Annotated in this window: 16 protein-coding genes; 11 read left to right on the forward strand and 5 right to left on the reverse strand. The window is 70.5% G+C overall.

The genetic code is table 11. From position 1 onward, the window contains the following. Nucleotides 1-8 precede the first annotated feature (8 nt). From ACOOE8_RS18320 to ACOOE8_RS18350, 7 genes are all read left to right on the forward strand, one after another. Nucleotides 9-632 (forward strand): hypothetical protein, encoded by a 624-nt coding sequence (locus ACOOE8_RS18320; protein WP_420392829.1) that lies wholly within the window; start codon nt 9-11, stop codon nt 630-632. A 142-nt stretch (nt 633-774) separates the two neighbouring features. Then, nucleotides 775-2,304 (forward strand): thiamine phosphate synthase, encoded by a 1,530-nt coding sequence (gene thiE, locus ACOOE8_RS18325; RefSeq protein ID WP_420392830.1) that lies wholly within the window; start codon nt 775-777, stop codon nt 2,302-2,304. Continuing rightward, complete coding sequence (gene thiD / locus ACOOE8_RS18330; RefSeq protein ID WP_420392831.1) at nt 2,301-3,104, forward strand: bifunctional hydroxymethylpyrimidine kinase/phosphomethylpyrimidine kinase; 804 nt, start codon at nt 2,301-2,303, stop codon at nt 3,102-3,104. Before thiE ends, thiD begins: the two co-directional genes overlap by 4 nt. A gap of 310 nt (nt 3,105-3,414) precedes the next feature. After that, nucleotides 3,415-4,083 carry a hypothetical protein gene (locus tag ACOOE8_RS18335; protein ID WP_420392832.1) on the forward strand — a complete coding sequence of 223 codons (669 nt, stop codon included), beginning with the start codon at nt 3,415-3,417 and terminating at the stop codon, nt 4,081-4,083. 7 nt (nt 4,084-4,090) lie between these two features. Then, nucleotides 4,091-4,552, forward strand: a complete 462-nt coding sequence (locus ACOOE8_RS18340) for a phage holin family protein (protein WP_420392833.1) — start codon at nt 4,091-4,093, stop codon at nt 4,550-4,552. Further along, entirely contained in the window at nt 4,549-5,706 is a 1,158-nt protein-coding gene (locus ACOOE8_RS18345) for a hypothetical protein (RefSeq protein WP_420392834.1), read from the forward strand. Before ACOOE8_RS18340 ends, ACOOE8_RS18345 begins: the two co-directional genes overlap by 4 nt. Nucleotides 5,707-5,921: 215 nt before the next feature. Then, a complete protein-coding gene (locus ACOOE8_RS18350) occupies nt 5,922-7,685 on the forward strand; it encodes a mechanosensitive ion channel family protein (RefSeq protein WP_420392835.1) in 1,764 nt (587 codons plus the stop codon). Between the two features lie 116 nt (nt 7,686-7,801). On the opposite strand, the gene ACOOE8_RS18355 is transcribed toward ACOOE8_RS18350, so the two are convergent. The 5 genes from ACOOE8_RS18355 to ACOOE8_RS18375 are packed head-to-tail and all read right to left on the reverse strand — an operon-like array spanning nt 7,802 to nt 11,911. Continuing rightward, complete coding sequence (locus ACOOE8_RS18355) at nt 7,802-8,128, reverse strand: NIPSNAP family protein (protein ID WP_420392836.1); 327 nt, start codon at nt 8,126-8,128, stop codon at nt 7,802-7,804. A 12-nt stretch (nt 8,129-8,140) separates the two neighbouring features. Further along, on the reverse strand, nt 8,141-8,626 hold the full coding sequence (locus ACOOE8_RS18360) for a TRAP transporter small permease (RefSeq protein WP_420392837.1): 486 nt from the start codon (nt 8,624-8,626) through the stop codon (nt 8,141-8,143). Continuing rightward, nucleotides 8,623-9,918 carry a TRAP transporter large permease gene (locus ACOOE8_RS18365; RefSeq protein WP_420392838.1) on the reverse strand — a complete coding sequence of 432 codons (1,296 nt, stop codon included), beginning with the start codon at nt 9,916-9,918 and terminating at the stop codon, nt 8,623-8,625. The genes ACOOE8_RS18360 and ACOOE8_RS18365 overlap by 4 nt, the downstream gene beginning before the upstream one ends. Nucleotides 9,919-9,978: 60 nt before the next feature. Next, complete coding sequence (locus ACOOE8_RS18370) at nt 9,979-10,953, reverse strand: TRAP transporter substrate-binding protein (protein WP_420392839.1); 975 nt, start codon at nt 10,951-10,953, stop codon at nt 9,979-9,981. Between the two features lie 13 nt (nt 10,954-10,966). Then, nucleotides 10,967-11,911: an NAD(P)-dependent oxidoreductase gene (locus tag ACOOE8_RS18375; protein ID WP_420392840.1), complete on the reverse strand. Its 945-nt coding sequence runs from the start codon at nt 11,909-11,911 to the stop codon at nt 10,967-10,969. Between the two features lie 113 nt (nt 11,912-12,024). Here ACOOE8_RS18375 and ACOOE8_RS18380 point away from each other — a divergent pair, with 113 nt between their 5' ends. The 4 genes from ACOOE8_RS18380 to ACOOE8_RS18395 all read left to right on the forward strand — a co-directional run bounded on the left by ACOOE8_RS18380 (nt 12,025) and on the right by ACOOE8_RS18395 (nt 15,892). Then, the gene (locus tag ACOOE8_RS18380; protein WP_420392841.1) at nt 12,025-12,756 is read left to right on the forward strand and encodes a FadR/GntR family transcriptional regulator; all 732 of its coding nucleotides are present in this window, start codon (nt 12,025-12,027) and stop codon (nt 12,754-12,756) included. Between the two features lie 130 nt (nt 12,757-12,886). Next, entirely contained in the window at nt 12,887-13,855 is a 969-nt protein-coding gene (locus ACOOE8_RS18385; RefSeq protein ID WP_420392842.1) for a Bug family tripartite tricarboxylate transporter substrate binding protein, read from the forward strand. A 43-nt stretch (nt 13,856-13,898) separates the two neighbouring features. Then, on the forward strand, nt 13,899-14,387 hold the full coding sequence (locus tag ACOOE8_RS18390) for a tripartite tricarboxylate transporter TctB family protein (RefSeq protein ID WP_420392843.1): 489 nt from the start codon (nt 13,899-13,901) through the stop codon (nt 14,385-14,387). Continuing rightward, a complete protein-coding gene (locus tag ACOOE8_RS18395) occupies nt 14,384-15,892 on the forward strand; it encodes a tripartite tricarboxylate transporter permease (protein WP_420392844.1) in 1,509 nt (502 codons plus the stop codon). Before ACOOE8_RS18390 ends, ACOOE8_RS18395 begins: the two co-directional genes overlap by 4 nt. Nucleotides 15,893-15,900: the final 8 nt, after the last annotated feature.

Raw genomic sequence — 15,900 nt, forward strand, 5'->3', positions numbered from 1 at the left:
AGGATGCGATGCCGATCAGCCAAGCCCCTGCGATCGTTGCCCTGGTCCTGATGGTCGGTGTCGTCCTTGCGGTGCCCTTCGCTGCCCAAGGCGAGGTCCCAACACCGCTTGTGGTGCCGGCATCCGCCGAGCCGACGACGCGCGACGCCCGTCGCGTGTTCGTCGACACCGAGGTTGCGCAGGTGATGGTGGACGACGAGCGCACCATCGCGATCCTCGCACCGTCGCCCGCCTCCCCCTGCCCTTCTGACGAGTACGTCATCGAGCGCGACGCCCCGAAGTGGCTGTTCGAGACCGGCCGCCTCCTCGTGGCCCAGGAGCAGGCGGCGATCGTGCGCGTGTCGTTCTCCTGCGCGGGAGGGCTGCAGACGATCAACGCCATCCAGTTTCTGTCTCCGCCGGGGCAGCGCATGGCGACCGGAACGCCGTCCCGCGCCCGCGTCGTGCGGGGCCGCGCGTCCCCGGCTGGCGTGCCGCGCCCGCGCCCGGCCGAAGGCGCCATCCCAACCCCGGCGAGCACCACGACCGCCGCGGGCGACGTGCTCACACCGCCGCTCCCGCTGCCAACGGCGCCGGACGTCGAACGTCCGTTGCCGACGCCTGACGGGGTGCGTCGCGTGCCGCTTCCTTGAGGAACGTCGATCGTCCCCATCGCGGGGGTCCCGCAGGCGCACCGGACCAGGTCCAGTGTCGCATCGCCTTGCTCGCCTGCGCCTTTCCGGATCTTGTGTGAGCGCTTAAGTCCGGGGTCAACGCACCCGTCCGGGGATCGCGATGAGCCGTGCGCAGCCGGAGCAGTCGGTCGTTGTCCTTGCAGCGCTGGGCGAGGCCAGGGAGGGGATGGACATGGTGACGACCCGATCCTTGGTGAGCGGCCGCGGCCAGCACCAGGGCGACCACCATCCTGAGCGCTCGGCGGCGCTGTTCGGCATCCGCTCGGCGCCGGACATGCCGGCCGTCGATCGCAGCGCCGTCGCCTCGACGTTGTCGCGGCTCAAGATCGCACGACCGCGGGTCCATGCGATGGTGGCGCCCGTCGCCCAGCCGATCTGCGCGAACGTGGCTGCGGCGCTCGGCATCGACATCTCGATGACCATCGACGCCGACGAGGTGCGGCCCATGGCCGACTCCTCCGGAGCGCTGCTCATCAACCTCGGCATGCTAGACCCCGCCCGGCGCGCCGGCGCGCTCAGCATGGTCGCCTCCGGGCGTCCCTTCGTGCTCGACCCCGTCAAGGTCGACCGCGTGCCCGCACGCCTCAAGTTCGCCCGCGAGCTCCTGGCGCATGGCCCGCTGGTCGTGAAGGGCAACCCGGCCGAGATGGCCGCGCTCGGCCCGATCCCCGCCGGCTGCCTTGCGGTGACCACCAGCGCGGTCGACCGCCTCGCGGTGTCCGGAGCGGACGGCGACCGGCTGGTCTACCTTGCCAACGGCACCAGCATGATGGCCCGCGTCATCGCGACCGGCTGCACCGCGGGGGTCCTCATCGCCGCCATGTGCGCCATCGAGGCCGACCCCCTGCTTGCGGCCATCGCGGCGATCAGCCTGTTCAACGTGTCGGCTGAGACCGCCGCGGTGGGCTCGGCGGGGCCTGGCACCTTCGCCATCCACCTCATCGACGCGCTGGGAGCGGCCGACCCCTACGACATCGCAAGCCGGCTACGCTCGGCCGAGGCGCCGCTCGACCCGACGCTCTACGTGGTGATGGGGCCCGACGTCGCCGACCCCGTGCGCCTGGCCCGCGAGGCGGCGGCCGGCGGCGCGACGCTGATCCAGTGGCGCGACAAGGATGGTGCGACGAGCGAGCAGGTGGCCGCCGTGCGCGCGCTGGTCGCCGCCTCGCCGGTGCCGGTGGTGGTCAACGACCGCGCCGACGTGGCGCTCGCGGCGGGTGCCGCGGGCGTCCACATCGGACACGGTGACCTCGACCCGGCGGCCGCGCGGGCCATCGTCGGCCCGTCCGCCATCGTCGGGCTGACCGTCCACACGCTGGACGAGGCCGCAGCCGCGGACGGAACCTCCATCGACTACGCCTCCGTGGGCGGCGTCTTCGCCACCGGGAGCAAGCACAACCCGCACCCTCCCATCGGCATCGAGGGCTTCCAGCGCATCGCGGCGCGGCTGCGGCGGGCACGTTCCGGGCTTCCGGTGGTCGCGATCGCGGGCATCGACGCGGAGCGCGCCCGGGCGCTCGGTGCGGCGGGCGCCGACGGCGTCGCGGTGATGAGCGCGGTCACCAGGGCGGCCTTGCCGCGCGAGGCTGCGGCGGCCGTGAAGGCAGCCTTCCGCGAGGGGCGGTCGTGATCGCGCTCACCATCGCCGGGTCGGACTCGGGCGGCGGCGCAGGCATCCAGGCGGACCTCAAGACCTTCGCCGCGCTCGGCGTCTACGGCGCCAGCGTCGTCACCGCGTTGACCGCGCAGAACACGCTGGGTGTTCAGGCGGTGCACCCTGTGTCGGCGGACTTCGTGGCAGCGCAGCTCACCTCGGTCCTGTCCGACCTCGACGTGCGCGCGATCAAGATCGGCATGGTCGCCGACGTCGCGGTGATCGACCGCCTCGCCGAGATGCTCGCGGCCGTCGCGGTGCCGGTGGTCCTCGACCCGGTCATGGTCGCGGCCTCGGGCGACCGGCTGGTGCCCGAGCACGCGGTCGCCATGCTGCGCGAGCGGCTGTTTGGAGTGGCGACGATCGTCACGCCGAACCTTCCCGAGGCGGGCGTCCTGCTTGGCGAGGCGTCGGCGACCTCGGTCGAGGCGATGGAGGCCCAGGCGTTGCGTCTTGCCGAGCGCGGTCCCGCGGTGCTCCTCAAGGGGGGGCACATGACGGGACGCGACAGCGTCGACGTCCTGTGCGTCGGCGGCCGCACCGAGCGGCTCAGCGCCCCGCGCATCGCGACGCGCAACACCCACGGCACCGGCTGCACGCTGTCGTCGGCGATCGCGGCGTCCCTCGCGCGCGGTGCCACGTTGGTCGAGGCGGTGCGGACGGCGAAGGCGTACATCGCCGCCGCCATCGCCGCTGCCGACCGGCTGTCCGTGGGCCGGGGGCACGGGCCGGTGCATCACTTCCACGCGCTCTGGGACGTCGCCAGCTCGCGCTGAGCGCCCCGTTCGTCCGATCTGAGGGGACGCCGAGGGGCAGGAGGGGCATCCTCGGCGAGGGTGCTGGCGCGCCCGATCCGCACGCCCTTGCCGGCGTCCGGAACCCGTGCCGCAGCGCGACGTTCTGCCACTAACAGTTCCGCGCAAGAACGCTTTCCCACCCGTCTTAGGAGATAGCCGGTGCATAGCCTCATCTACATCGTCGGCTTGGTCGTCGTCGTCCTTTTCATCCTCAGCCTGCTTGGGCTCGCGTAACGCGCGCACCGGTTCCGGCCGTCTGCCACAGCAAGCCATCCAAGGAGATCGAAAGATGTCGACCAAAGATAACCTCGAGAGGGAGGCCTCGTCGGCGAACTCGAAGCTGAACGAGGCGTCCGACACCATCCGTTCTGGCGCGCGTCAGGCGGCGGAGGAGGCCCAGCGGACCGCGTCCGCTTACGCCGACCAGGGCAAGACGGCCGCCGCCTCGGCGCTCACCGACTTCGCGTCTGCCGTGCGCCGCGCGTCCGACGAGCTCGGCCAGCGCGACCAGGGGCTTGCCGCCCGCCTCGTGTCGCAGGCGGCCTCGAGCCTTGAGGACGCCGCCTCGTCCGTTTCGGGCGCCTCGCTCGACGACGTGATGGGCTCCGTGCAGGGGTTCGCGCGGCGCAACCCGACCGCGTTCGTCGTCGGCTCGGTGCTCGCCGGCATTGCCCTCGGCCGCTTCGCCAAGGCGACGGCCGAGCGGGAGGACCATGCGAGCCTGCCGTCGCGTACCGGCACCATGGGGGCATCGACCCCAGGCGCCACCGGGGGCTCGATGGGCACCTCGAGGTCGCCGACCGGCCCTGCGTCCGGCACCGGCGCGAGCCGTCCTTCGACGACGATGCCCTCCACCGGAACTGGCACCTCCGGATCGAGCACCAGCGGATCTGGCACGACCGGCTCCGGCACGACGCCGCGCTCCCCCGTGGCCCCCTCCAACTCCACGCAGAAGTGAGGCGAGCATGACCTACAACCCCAACCGCACGGACGAGCCAACGAGCCGCATGGCGGAGGCGATGGCCCACACGCGGTCGGTGCCCGACCTCGTCACCAAGCTGTTCCGCGACGTGTCGGACCTCTTCCGCAAGGAAGGCGAGCTCATCCGCTCCGAGCTGTCGGACAAGGTGAGCCAGCTGCAGACCGGCGTCGGCAAGATCGCCGCGGGCGCCATCACGCTGCTCGTCTCGTTGATCGTGCTCGCCGACGCGCTCGTCATCGCGGTGGCCGAGCTCATCGGGACGGTGGAGCCGACGGACGACAACACGGGGTGGGCCGCGCTCATCGTCGGCGGCATCTTCGCAGCGATCGGTGCCTTCCTGGTGCGCTCCGGCGCCACCGACCTCAAACCCGACAACCTGACGCCCGACCGGACCGCCCTTCAGGTCCGCCGGGACGCCGAGCTCGCCAAGGAGCAGATTCGATGAACCGTCCCACGCAGCAGATCGAGCGCGAGGTCGAGGCCCAGCGCTACGAGGTCGAGGAGACCCTTGAGGCGCTGCGGGCCAAGCTATCGACGGCGCAGATCATGGAGAGCGTGTCACGCGCCTTCACCGGCGCGGGAGGCCAGGGCAGCGAGTTCCTCGGCAACCTGGGGCGCCAGGTGAAGGAGAACCCGCTGCCCATCGCGCTCACTGGCGTGGGGCTCGCGTGGCTCCTCATGAGCCAGGGCAAGGCGTCGCAGCCGAGCTACCCGACGGGCTCGCAGCTCGCCTACGACCGCGCACGCTTCCTCGCCGACGAGCAGCAGCACGGCGCCGACTACGCGGTGTCGCAGCTGAAGGCCGGCGCCTACTCGCGGCGCACGGCCTCTTCCGGGACAGCCTACGATTCCGCACGGTACGCGGCTGACGAGGGCAAGCACGGGGCGGAGTACGCCGCGGGTCAGCTGAAGGCCGGGGCCTACAAGGTGTCGTCCGGCGCACAGGGCGCCGCGCAGTCGGCCTACGATCAGGCGCGCTTCGCCGCGGACGAGGCCAAGCACGGCCTGCGTTACGCCGGCGACCAGCTGAAGTCGGGCGCCTACGCGGTCCAGGACACGGCCTCGTCCGCGATCGACACGGCGTACGACAGCGCGCGCTTCGCCGCCGACGAAGCCAAGCACGGCGCGCAGTACGTCAGCGAGCAGCTGCAGGCCGGCGCCTACGCGGTGTCCGATGCGGCGTCGAACGCGCTGCACTCGGCCCGCGACGCGGCCTACGACGCGGCGGACACGGCACGCGTCTACGGTGGCCGTGCCCAGCGCAACGCGATGGACTTCATCAAGGAGGAGCCGCTGATCGCCGCAGCCGTCGGCGTTGCCGTGGGCGCCGCCCTCGGTGCTGCGCTGCCCTCGACGCGCACCGAGGACGAGATCGTCGGACCGTACCGCGACAACCTGCGCGACGAGGCGCTCGACTACGCCGCGGAGCAGGCGGAGCGTGCTGAGCGCGTCGCCTCGGCCTCGCTGACGGCTGCCGAGCAGACCGCGAAGGACGAGGGCCTCGTCCCGTCGGAGGGCGGCAAGACCGTCGCCGAGCGGGCCGAGTCGGTGGTCCAGTCCGCCAAGGACGCGGCGAAGAACGAGGCGAAGTCCAGCTGACCGCTGACGTCGCCTTCGCGGGCGGCGGATCGATGGAAGTGAGCCCGGGGGCACGTGCGTCGTGCCTCCGGGCTTTCCCATGGTCGGCCCACGCCACGGTCGTCCCACGCCACGGCCGTCCCGTTGACCGTGGTGGCCCTCACCCTCAACCTCCGTTCTGCCGTCGGCCGATCCGCGGCCCCGGTGCGCATCATGACCGATGGGGACGCGCACCCATGCGCATGCTGATCTCACTCTTTCTGGGGTTGGCGCTGGCTTGTCCGGCGCTTGCCCAGTCCTCCGGCTCGCAGGGCCCCCAGGCGTTTCAGATCGACACGTTGAACGAAGGGCTCGGCGATCCCCCGTCGCGTCTCGACCGCTCGACCCCCCAGGCGACGCTCGAGGCCTTCGTCACCCTCACTGGGCGCGCCGACTACGACGCCGCCGCCCACCTCCTCGACCTCGACGCGGTGCCGGCACCGCAACAGGCGAGCGCCGGACCGCGCCTAGCCGAGAAGCTCTCCTTCGTGCTCGACCGCAAGCTCCCCATCGACTTCTCGGCGATCCCCGACCGCCCCGACGGCATGGACACGTCCGGCTCGGAGCGCGAGCCGATGGTCGGCGTCGCGCAGAAGAGCGTGTCGCTCGGGCTCCTGGAGCTGCCCGAGTGGCCGGTGACGGTGCGGCTCAACCGCGTGAAGCTGGGGGAGGAGGACCCGGTCTGGGTGTTCTCCCGCCAGACCGTGGAGCATGTGGACGAACTCTACGCGCTCTACGGCCCGACACGGTACGAGCAGGCGCTCCCGGCGGCGCTACGCAGCGAGGCGTTCGCCGGCGTCCTGTGGTGGGAGATGATCGCCTTCCCGCTCATCGTGCTCTTCGCCATCGCCGCCGCAACGCTCGCGTGGCGGCTTATGACGTTCGTGGCGTGCGCCCTGCCGACGGAGGCCGTCGCAGAGGGGCTGCGGCGCGGTCGACTGCCCGTGGCGCTCCTCCTCGTCGGCCTTGTCATGCAGCTCGTGGTGGACGCGCTGTTCGAGTTCTCCTCCGGCACCGACGCGACGCTGTCGACGATCTTCTGGATCACCATCGTCCTCGCCCTGGTGTTCGGCGCCTCCCGCGTGCTCGACACGGTGATCGACTTCACGTCCGACAGGTACCTGTCGCGCATCGACGATCCCGAGAACAACAGCGCGCGGCGGTGGTACACGAACCTATCGGCCGCCAAGCGGCTTGGCGTGATCATCGTCATCGTCGTCGGGGTCGCGGTGGCGTTGTCGTCGCTGCGTGTGTTCTCCTCGTTCGGGCTGTCGCTCCTCGTGTCGGCGGGAGTCGCCACGGCGATCTTCGGCCTCGCCGCGCAGACGGTGCTCGGCAACATCTTCGCCTCGCTGCAGCTCGCGTTCGCCAAGCCGATCCGCATTGGCGACGCGGTGTTCTACGATGATCATTGGGCCTACGTGGAGCAGATCAACTACACCTACGTGCAGCTGCGCACCTGGGACCTGAAGCGGTTCATCGTCCCGGTGAAGCACTTCGTCTCAAACCCGTTCGAGAATTGGACGAAGGAGGAGCCGAAGATGTACAAGCCCGTGGTCCTCAAGCTCGACCATCGCGCCGACGTCGAGCTCCTGCGGCGCACGTTCGCCGACATCGTCAAGGACGATCCGGACTGGTCGGAGGGGGAGGAGCCGAAGGTCCTCGTCATCGCCCACGACGAGAAGGGCATGGTCGTGCGCTTCTACTGCATCGCCGACGACCCGACGTCGGCCTGGAACCTGCACTGCCGCGTGCGCGAGAAGCTCCTCGCCCGCCTGCGTGAGGAGGACGAGCCGTCCGCCTTCCCGCGCACCCGCCTCGCCTACGTCGCCAACACCACCGGAGGTGATGCCGCCGCACCGAGGGCATACGCGAGCGGGGCACGCGACACCGGCGAGCCGGACGCAGACACGGTGGGCGGCGGCGACGGCACGACCTGTGGGGACCGCGACGCCGCCTGAACCCCGTCCGCGCTCGCGACGGGCATCGCCTCTGCCCAGCGCCAGCGACAAGCTCCGCGCCACACCCTTGGCATCAACCGAGCTCGCGATGGCGCGGCTACAAGCTGGCCCGCCGCTCAGGGCCGCGCGTGGGGCACGAACGACACCGGGGTCATCAGCGTGTTGACTTGGCCGATGAGGTAGCCCGCCTCGCGGCTCATCGTCAGGTAGCGCGTCCACTCCGCATCGTTTGCGAGCGCGGCGCGTTTGGCGGTCCGGTCGGCGGCGTCGTCGTAGGCCCAGACGTGGACGTAGGAGTTCACGTCCCCGGTTTCCGTCGCTGCGTACAGCAGCGGTGCGCCGAGGTGCTTCGACTGGGCCGCGTAGCCGTGCTCCTCGTACAGCGCGAGGTGGAGTCGGATGGTGCCGGCACGGCAGGTGTAGGTGCGGTGGTCGAGGAGCATCGGTCGTCCCTTTCAGTCGCGGTCACAGGTCGTCCGCCTAAGCGCGACGACGAGGTCGCGCAGGCTGTAGAGCGTCATGATCGCCGCGGCGAGCGGGATGGCGGCGTAGACCCACCCGCTCGGCACGCCGAGGATCGGCGTGACCGCGCGGCTGCGCAGCGCGAGGTCGAGGCCCTGCCAGGCGAGCAGCGCAAGGAAGGTGAGGCTGAGCACGATGGTCACGAGCCGCAGGACACGGCGCGGCCCGGTGCTCAGCGCCCCCTCGAGCCAGTCGACGCGGAAGTGCTCGTGCTCACGCCACAGCGCAGCGGCGCCGACGAACACCATGATCGCGAACAGCGCCTGCACCACCTCGTCGAACCAGGCGAGCGAGGCGACTTGGAAGGTGCGTGCGACGACGTTGGCGAACAGGATCGCGAACAGCGCGACGAGGCACGCCATGGGCACGAGCCGCAGCACCGCGCCGACGGCGCGGTCGAGGGCGGCGAGCGCCGTCACGACCGTCCGGGCCCCATGATCGCGGTGGGCAGCGCCGTGGAGAGCGCGGGCCAGTACGTGACGAGGACGACGACGACCATGAGGCCGATGAGGTAGGGCGTCAACGCGCGCGACAGGCGCCCCACGGCGAGCCCGCTGATGCTCGAGATCGCGAACAGCACCATGCCGACCGGCGGGGTCAGAAGGCCCACCATCGAGCACAGGATCATGATGACGCCGAACTGGACCGGATCGACGCCGACCTCGAGGACCACCGGAAGGAACAGCGGCACCGTGAGCACGATGACCGCGATCCCCTCGAGGAACATGCCGAGGATGAGAAGGACGAGGACGATGATGGCGAGGAGCACCGCCGGGCTCGTGGTGAGCCCGAGCAGCCCCTCGATGAGCGCGTTCGGCACCCGCTGGTGGACGAGGAGCCAGCCGAAGAAGCCGGCCGAAGCGATCACGAACATGACGCGGATGGTGTGCAGGAGCGTCGACCACAGGATGCCCGGCAGGTCGGCAGGCTTCAGCTCGCGGTAGACCACCATCGAGAGGACGAGCGCGTAGGCGCAGGCCGCGACGCCCGCCTCCGTGGGCGTGAACACGCCGGAGAAGATCCCGCCGATGATGATGACCGGCGCGAGCAGCGACAGGAGGGAGTCGAGGAAGCTGCGTGCGACCTCGCCGAGCGGTGCCCGCTCCTCCCTCGGCATGTCGGTGCGCCAGGCGACGAACCAGACCGCGATCATCAGCGCGAGCGCCATGAGGAGCCCGGGGACGACGCCGGCGAGGAACAGCTTGGCGACGGAGACCCCGGTGATCGAGGAGTACAGCACGAAGGGGATCGAGGGCGGAAACACCGGTCCGATGGTGGAGGACGCGGCGGTGATCGCGGCGGAGAACTCCGGATCGTAGCCGCGGTCGGCCATCGCCTTCAGCTCGACCTGGCCGAGGCCCGCAGCGTCCGCCACCGCGGCGCCGGACATGCCTGAGAAGATGAGGCTCGCCACGACGTTCACCTGGCCGAGCCCGCCGCGGATGTGGCCGACGCAGGCGTTGGCGAATCGGAAGATGCGCTGCGTGATGCCGCCGGTGTTCATCAGGTTGCCGGCGAGGATGAAGAACGGGATCGCGAGCAGCGTGAAGGCGGTGGTCGCGGAGAACATGCGCTGGGGCAGCATCGCGAGGATGTGCCAGTCCCCCGACAAAACGTAGAAGCCGGCGGCGGTCAGCCCAAGCGCGACGGCGACGGGCACACCCATCGCGATGAGGAGAACCAGCGCGGCAAGGATCGCGAATGCGAGCATGGCGGAACCCGGGCGCGCCCCGATCGGCGCGGTGGCCGGACCGGGCGGTCGCCGATGATGTCAGTCGAGCATCGCCTGGAACTTGTCCATGTTCTCCTGACCCGAAAACTCGGCCACCCGTGCCATGGCGTCCGACGCGGCGACGGTCTGCCTGAACGGCGCAAGGTCGGGGCGCGTCACCTTCATGCCGGCCTCCTCGAGCTTGGCGAGCTCCTCCTCCTCCTGGCTCGCGACGAGCTCGCGCATGAGCTTGCCCGCAGCGGCGCTCTCCTCACGCACGACCTGCTGCTGCTCGGCCGTCAGGCGCTCCCAGGACGCCTTGTTCACCACGTGAATCATCGAGTTGTAGACGTGGCGGGTCAGCGCGAGGTGCTCTTGGAAGTCGTTGAGGTTGAAGTGGTAGATGACGCCGATCGGGTTCTCCTGCCCGTCGACGACGCCCTGGTTCAACGCGTTGGGCAGCTCTGGGAACGCGATCTGCGTCGCGGACGCACCGAGGCCCTCGACGGCGGCGACGATCTGCACCTCCGGCGGCGTGCGCAGCTTCAGCCCCTCGACGTCCTCTGGCGTCTCGATCGGACGGACCGAGTTCGTGATGTTGCGGAAGCCGTACTCCCAGTGGGACAGCATGACGAGGCCCTGTTCGTCGAGCTTCGGCGCCACCCACTCGGTGAACGGGCCATCCAGCACCTGGTGCGCGTGCTCGTAGTCGCGGAACGCGAACGGCGTCATCACGGTCCCGAAAGCCTTCTCGTACTTGTCGAGGGCGCCGTGGGTGGGAAGGTTCATGTCGATGGCGCCGAGCACGGTCTGCTCGAGCTGCTCGGGCGGCGAGCCGAGCTCGTTCGCGGGGTAGATCTCGACCTCCACGGTACCGTCGGTGCGCTCCGCGACGCGCTCGGCGAACTGCTGCGCCGCGACGTGGCCAGGGTGCGTCTCGGCGGCGAAGTGCGCGAGGCGCAGCGTGACGTCCTGGGCCAGCGCGGGGGCGGTCACGACAAGCGCGGCCGCGGCCGCGACGAGGGACTTCAGCATGGTTTCCTCCGGTCTAGTCTTCGTGATCCATCGACTGCGCAGCGTCCTTCGATGCTGCGGTTCCGGTGCCGGGCAGGCGCGCCTCGACCCCGGTCAGCTCCTCGTAGGCCTTGATGACGGCGGTGCAGCCCTCCTCGCCGTGGCCCATGAGGGAGGCGAGCGCGTAGGTCTGGTGCACCGAGCTCGCCATGAAGCCGGGCAGCCCTGCGTCCGCCAGCCATTCGGCGTAGTACCGCACGTCCTTCTGCGCGTTGGCGAGGCTCATGTGGGGCGTGAAGTCCCGCCTCAGGGTCATCTCGCCGTAGAGGTCCATCATGCCGGACTTGCCGCCGGCGGCGGAGATGATGCCGATCACCTTCGTCATGTCGAGGCCCTCGCGGGCGGCGAGCGCGAACCCCTCGCACCACGCGGCGACGTTCGCGAAGGCGATGTAGTTGTGGATGAGCTTGAGACGGATCGCGTGGCCGGCCGGGCCGACGTGGAAGACGTTCTGCGCGTAGGCGTCGAAGACCGGCCGCAGCTCCGCAAGGAGGTCCGATTCGCCCCCGAACAGGACGTTGACCTCGCCCCGGTCGGCGTGGGCCGGCGTGCGCGTCATCGGCGCCTCGGCGTAGCGCACCCCGCGCTCGGCGCAGGCGCGAGCCATGAGGTCGACGTGCGCCGGGGACACGGTGGTGTGGTCGAGGAAGATCGCGCCCTTCGGGAGCGCGTCGAGGACGCCGCCGAACGCGATGCCCTGCACCGCCTCGGCGGTGGTGACGCACACGGCGAAGACGTCCGCCTCACGGGCCATCACCGTCGGGTCGGCGCCAGCCGTCGCGCCGAGGCGGAGCGCCTCGTCCATGGCCTCCGGCCGCACGTCGAACACGGTCGCGTCGAAGCCTTGCTTGACGAGGTTCTTGACCAGGCCGCGGCCCATCCCCCCGAGCCCGACGAAGGCGATCCGCGGCGCTCCCATCCGTCCTCCCGCTTCCCGTCGGCACTACGGAACATAAGTCCATTTGTCTGACAACCAGGTTTTTGTTATCCGGCGTGCGGCTGAGGCGCAGCGCGTCGGCGGAGGGAGTTCCCGTGGGTCTGTTCGAGCGCATCGACCGGCCCCGCCGGCTCCCCGACGAGGTCGCGCGCTCCATCACCGACGCCATCGAGCGCGGGCGGCTGAAGCCTGGCGATCGCCTGCCCACCGAGCAGGCGCTGTCGGCGCAGTTCGGCGTCGCACGCACGGTGGTGCGCGAGGCGGTGTCGCTCCTGAAGTACGACGGTGTCATCGAGGCGCGACGCGGGGTCGGCGCCTTCGTCAACGAGCCGGGCCACCGCTCGTCGTTCCGCATCGGTCCGGCGTGCTTCGAGAAGCGTCGCCAGTTGGTCAAGCTCTTGGAGCTTCGCACCGGTGTGCAGGCGGAGGCCGCGGCGCTCGCCGCGCAGGCGCGCTCAGAAGCGGCGCTTGCCGAGCTTGGCGCGCGGTTGTCAGAGATGTCCGCCGCCGCGAACGACGGCATGGATGCCGAACGCCACCTCGACGCCGAAGCCGCGTTCTACCGCATCATCACCGAGGCCTCCGGCAACGAGCTCTACGTGGACTTCATCGCGATGATCGAGCGCCAGGTCGCGGAGAACCTGCGCTCGGTGGCGATCAAGAACGTGCTCGCGTGCGAGTGCGGACCGAAAGCCCTCGACGAGCACCGCATGGTCTACCGCGCGCTGCGCGAGGGCAAGGCGGACGCCGCGCGCGTTGCGACGAGGACGCACTACGAGCGAGCTGCCGCACGGCTCGCCGACCGCGCCGACTACGCGGATGTTTGATGGTCCGCCCCGTAGCGGCCCTCGGGACTTGCGGCGCGTCCACCGCTCTGGGACGCTCGACCAGCACGATGCCCTCGATCGTCGGGCGTCAGCCACCAAGAACGGCCATAGGCCGACCACGGAGGAAACCATGACCCTTCCCGCCCACCGCCTCGTCGCAGTCGCCGCCCTTGTCCCTCTACTCGGGCTGCCCGCCGCGGCGCATGAGTTCCCGAGCGAGGACGTGCGCGTCGTCGTCCCCTGGGGCGCGGGCGGTGGCACCGATGCCATCGTGCGCAAGATCACGACCCTCGCCGAGGACGAGCTCGGCGGCACGATCTACGTGGAGAACGTCGAGGGCGGCGCCAGCGCCACCGGCATCATGGAGGTGATGAACGCCGACGCCGACGGCTACACGGTGGGTGCGCTGACCTACGACAGCGTCGTCACCGTGCCGCGCCAAGGCCTCCTCGCGAGCTACTCCCTCGACAAGCTCGACCCCATCGCGCGCATCACGAGCGAGCCGGACGCCATCATCGTGGCGGACGACGCGCCCTACCAGACCCTCGACGCGCTGGTCGAAGCGGGCACGTCGAACCCCGGCGAGGTGCGCGTCGGCATCCAGAACATCGGCTCGCGCACGCACCTTGCGATGATCCAGCTTCAGGAGATGACGGGCGCCGAGTTCGACCTCATCGCCTACCCGGGCGGCGCGGCGCCGCAGAAGGAGGCCCTGCTGTCGGGCGAGGTCGACGTCGTCGTCACCAGCCTGGGCGACTTCGCGCCGCTGATCCAGGCCGGGGACGCCAAGGGCATCGTCGAGTTCTCGACGACCCGCAACCCGACCTACTCCGACGTGCCGACGACCTCCGAGGCAGGGCTCGACCTGCAGGTGGGCAGCTTCATCCTCCTCGCGGTGCCGGCCGGAACGCCGGAGCACGCCCGCGACGCGCTCACCGACGCGTACGAGGCGGCCTTCGAGAGCGAGGAGTTCCAGAGCTGGGTCGCCAACATCGGCGTCACCCCGAGCTGGCTCGCCGGCGAGGAGGCGCGGTCCTGGATGGAGGCGACGCAGTCCGAACTGTTCGCGGTGATGGACGAGGTCGAGAAGGGCAACTGAGCAGCCCTTCCGAGCACAGCGCCGCCAGCGGCCGGTGTCCGAGATGAGCGTCCTGCCACGCCTCCTCGTGCCGCTGGCGCTCGTCATCCTGGCCGCGCTCTACCTGCGTGAGGCGGACACCATCCGTCCGCTGTACGACAGCGGTCCGGTTGGGCCAGACAGCGTGCCGAAACTCTACGTCGGCGCGCTCCTCCTCGGGCTGGTGTTCGTCGTCATCACCGAGCTGCGGGCTGCACGTTCCACCGATGGTCCGCGAGTTTCGTGGGCGGACGCGGGGGTCGTGGCGGCGGTGGTCGCGATCTCGGCGCTCTACGTCGTCCTGTTCGAGCCGCTCGGGTTCGTGGCGTCGACGTTCGCCTACGCCGGCTCGCTCCTCATGGCGGTCTCGCGTGGGCGCATGTCGATCCTGCGCGCCTTGGGCCAGGCAGCGGCCATCACCGCGGCGATCTACGTGATGTTCTCCCTGGTGTTCGAGGTCCGGCTGCCCCCAACGCCGTTCTTCGACTTCCTCTTCTCGAGCGGGGACCCGTGAGCAACCTCGCCGACGTCGCCCTCGCCACCACAGAGTTGTTCCGCCCGGCGGTGTTCGGCTTCATGGTGCTTGGCTTCCTGATCGGCACGGTGTTCGGCGCGGTGCCGGGGCTGACCGCGGTGCTCGCCATCGCGCTGCTGCTCCCGTTCACCTACAGCCTCGACCCGGTGAGCGCGCTGGTCATGTGCTCCTCGATCTTCATGGCCGGGATGTACGCCGGCTCGATCACGGCGACGACGGTGAACATCCCCGGCGCGCCGTCCTCGGTGATGACGGCCATCGAGGGCCACCGGCTGATGCAGCGCGGCGAGGGCGCAAGCGCGCTCGGCCACGCCGCGCTCGGCTCGATGATCGGCGGCGCGCTCGGCGCGGTGCTCCTCCTCGTGTCCATGCCGCTGACCGCCGAGCTCGCGCTCCTCATCCGCACGCCCGGCAAGTTCTCGCTCATCCTGTTCGCCATCGTGGTCATCGTCGTGGCCCAGCGCGGCAACGTCGCCAAGGCAGCGGTCGCGGCGATCCTCGGCATGATGATCGCGACGATCGGGGTCGACGTCATGCAGCCCCTGCCTCGCTTCACCTTCGGCACCGAGACCCTGGTGGAGGGCATCGACCTGATGCCCCTCATCATCGGCACGTTCGCGATCAGCGAGGTCATGGTCCAGGCGCAGGCCCGCGACGACCCGGCGGCGGCGGCGAGCGCGACCGACGCCGCCAGGGGCCTCAGGCGCCGCGCGTTCGTCCCCACCCGCGCGGAGCTGCGCGAGATCGGGCCGTTGACCTATGTGAAGAGCGCCCTCATCGGCTACGGGGTCGGCGTGCTGCCGGGGGCCGGCGGCTCGATGGCCGCGTTCGTCTCCTACGCGGAGGCGATGCGCCGCTCGCGCCGGCCAGGCGCCTTCGGCAACGGGAGCCGCGAGGGCATCGCCGCCGCCGAGACGGCGAACAACGCCATGTGCGGCGGCGCGTTCGTCCCCATGCTGATGTTCGGCATTCCCGGCGACCCGACGACGGCGGTGGTGCTCGGCGTCCTCGTCATCAACGGCCTCCAGCCCGGTCCGCAGCTCCTCGAAGGTCAAGCGGAGCTCATCGGGCCGATGATCGGCGCGCTGTTCTTCAGCGCGCTGGTCCTCATCCCCCTCGCGCTCTTTCTCTTTGGCCCGCTCTTCGTGCGGATCGTGTCGATCAGCCGTCCGCCGCTCTACACCGCCATCGCGGTGATCGCGCTCGTCGGCGCCTTCGTCGCGACGTTCTCGGTGTTCCAGATGGCGCTCGCCCTCGTCTTCGGCATCCTCGCCTATGCCCTTCGGCTCGCGGGCTACCCGACCGTAACGCTGCTCCTCGGCTTCATCCTCGGACCCGGGCTCGAGGAGTACCTGCGTCGCTCGCTGACGCTGAGCAAGGGCGACCCGACGATCTTCCTGACGAGCCCGGATAGCGTGGTCTTCCTCGTCCTCACCGTCGGCTTCGTCGTCATGCTGCGGCGCGCCCCGAGCGGCGCGGGCTGAGCGCCGCT

This window comes from Acuticoccus sp. (assembly GCF_965213555.1).
Taxonomy (GTDB): Bacteria; Pseudomonadota; Alphaproteobacteria; order Rhizobiales; family Amorphaceae; genus Acuticoccus.

Coding starts and splice junctions, on each gene's coding strand:
- ACOOE8_RS18320 (WP_420392829.1), top strand. CDS start 9: ATGCCGATCAGCCAAGCCCCTGCGATCGTTGCCCTGGTCCTGATGGTC.
- ACOOE8_RS18355 (WP_420392836.1), bottom strand. CDS start 8,128: ATGCTCCTCGACCACCGCACCTACACCTGCCGTGCCGGCACCATCCGA.
- ACOOE8_RS18390 (WP_420392843.1), top strand. CDS start 13,899: ATGAGCGTCCTGCCACGCCTCCTCGTGCCGCTGGCGCTCGTCATCCTG.
- ACOOE8_RS18350 (WP_420392835.1), top strand. CDS start 5,922: ATGCGCATGCTGATCTCACTCTTTCTGGGGTTGGCGCTGGCTTGTCCG.
- ACOOE8_RS18385 (WP_420392842.1), top strand. CDS start 12,887: ATGACCCTTCCCGCCCACCGCCTCGTCGCAGTCGCCGCCCTTGTCCCT.
- ACOOE8_RS18335 (WP_420392832.1), top strand. CDS start 3,415: ATGTCGACCAAAGATAACCTCGAGAGGGAGGCCTCGTCGGCGAACTCG.
- ACOOE8_RS18340 (WP_420392833.1), top strand. CDS start 4,091: ATGACCTACAACCCCAACCGCACGGACGAGCCAACGAGCCGCATGGCG.
- ACOOE8_RS18370 (WP_420392839.1), bottom strand. CDS start 10,953: ATGCTGAAGTCCCTCGTCGCGGCCGCGGCCGCGCTTGTCGTGACCGCC.
- ACOOE8_RS18345 (WP_420392834.1), top strand. CDS start 4,549: ATGAACCGTCCCACGCAGCAGATCGAGCGCGAGGTCGAGGCCCAGCGC.
- ACOOE8_RS18365 (WP_420392838.1), bottom strand. CDS start 9,918: ATGCTCGCATTCGCGATCCTTGCCGCGCTGGTTCTCCTCATCGCGATG.
- ACOOE8_RS18375 (WP_420392840.1), bottom strand. CDS start 11,911: ATGGGAGCGCCGCGGATCGCCTTCGTCGGGCTCGGGGGGATGGGCCGC.
- thiE (WP_420392830.1), top strand. CDS start 775: ATGAGCCGTGCGCAGCCGGAGCAGTCGGTCGTTGTCCTTGCAGCGCTG.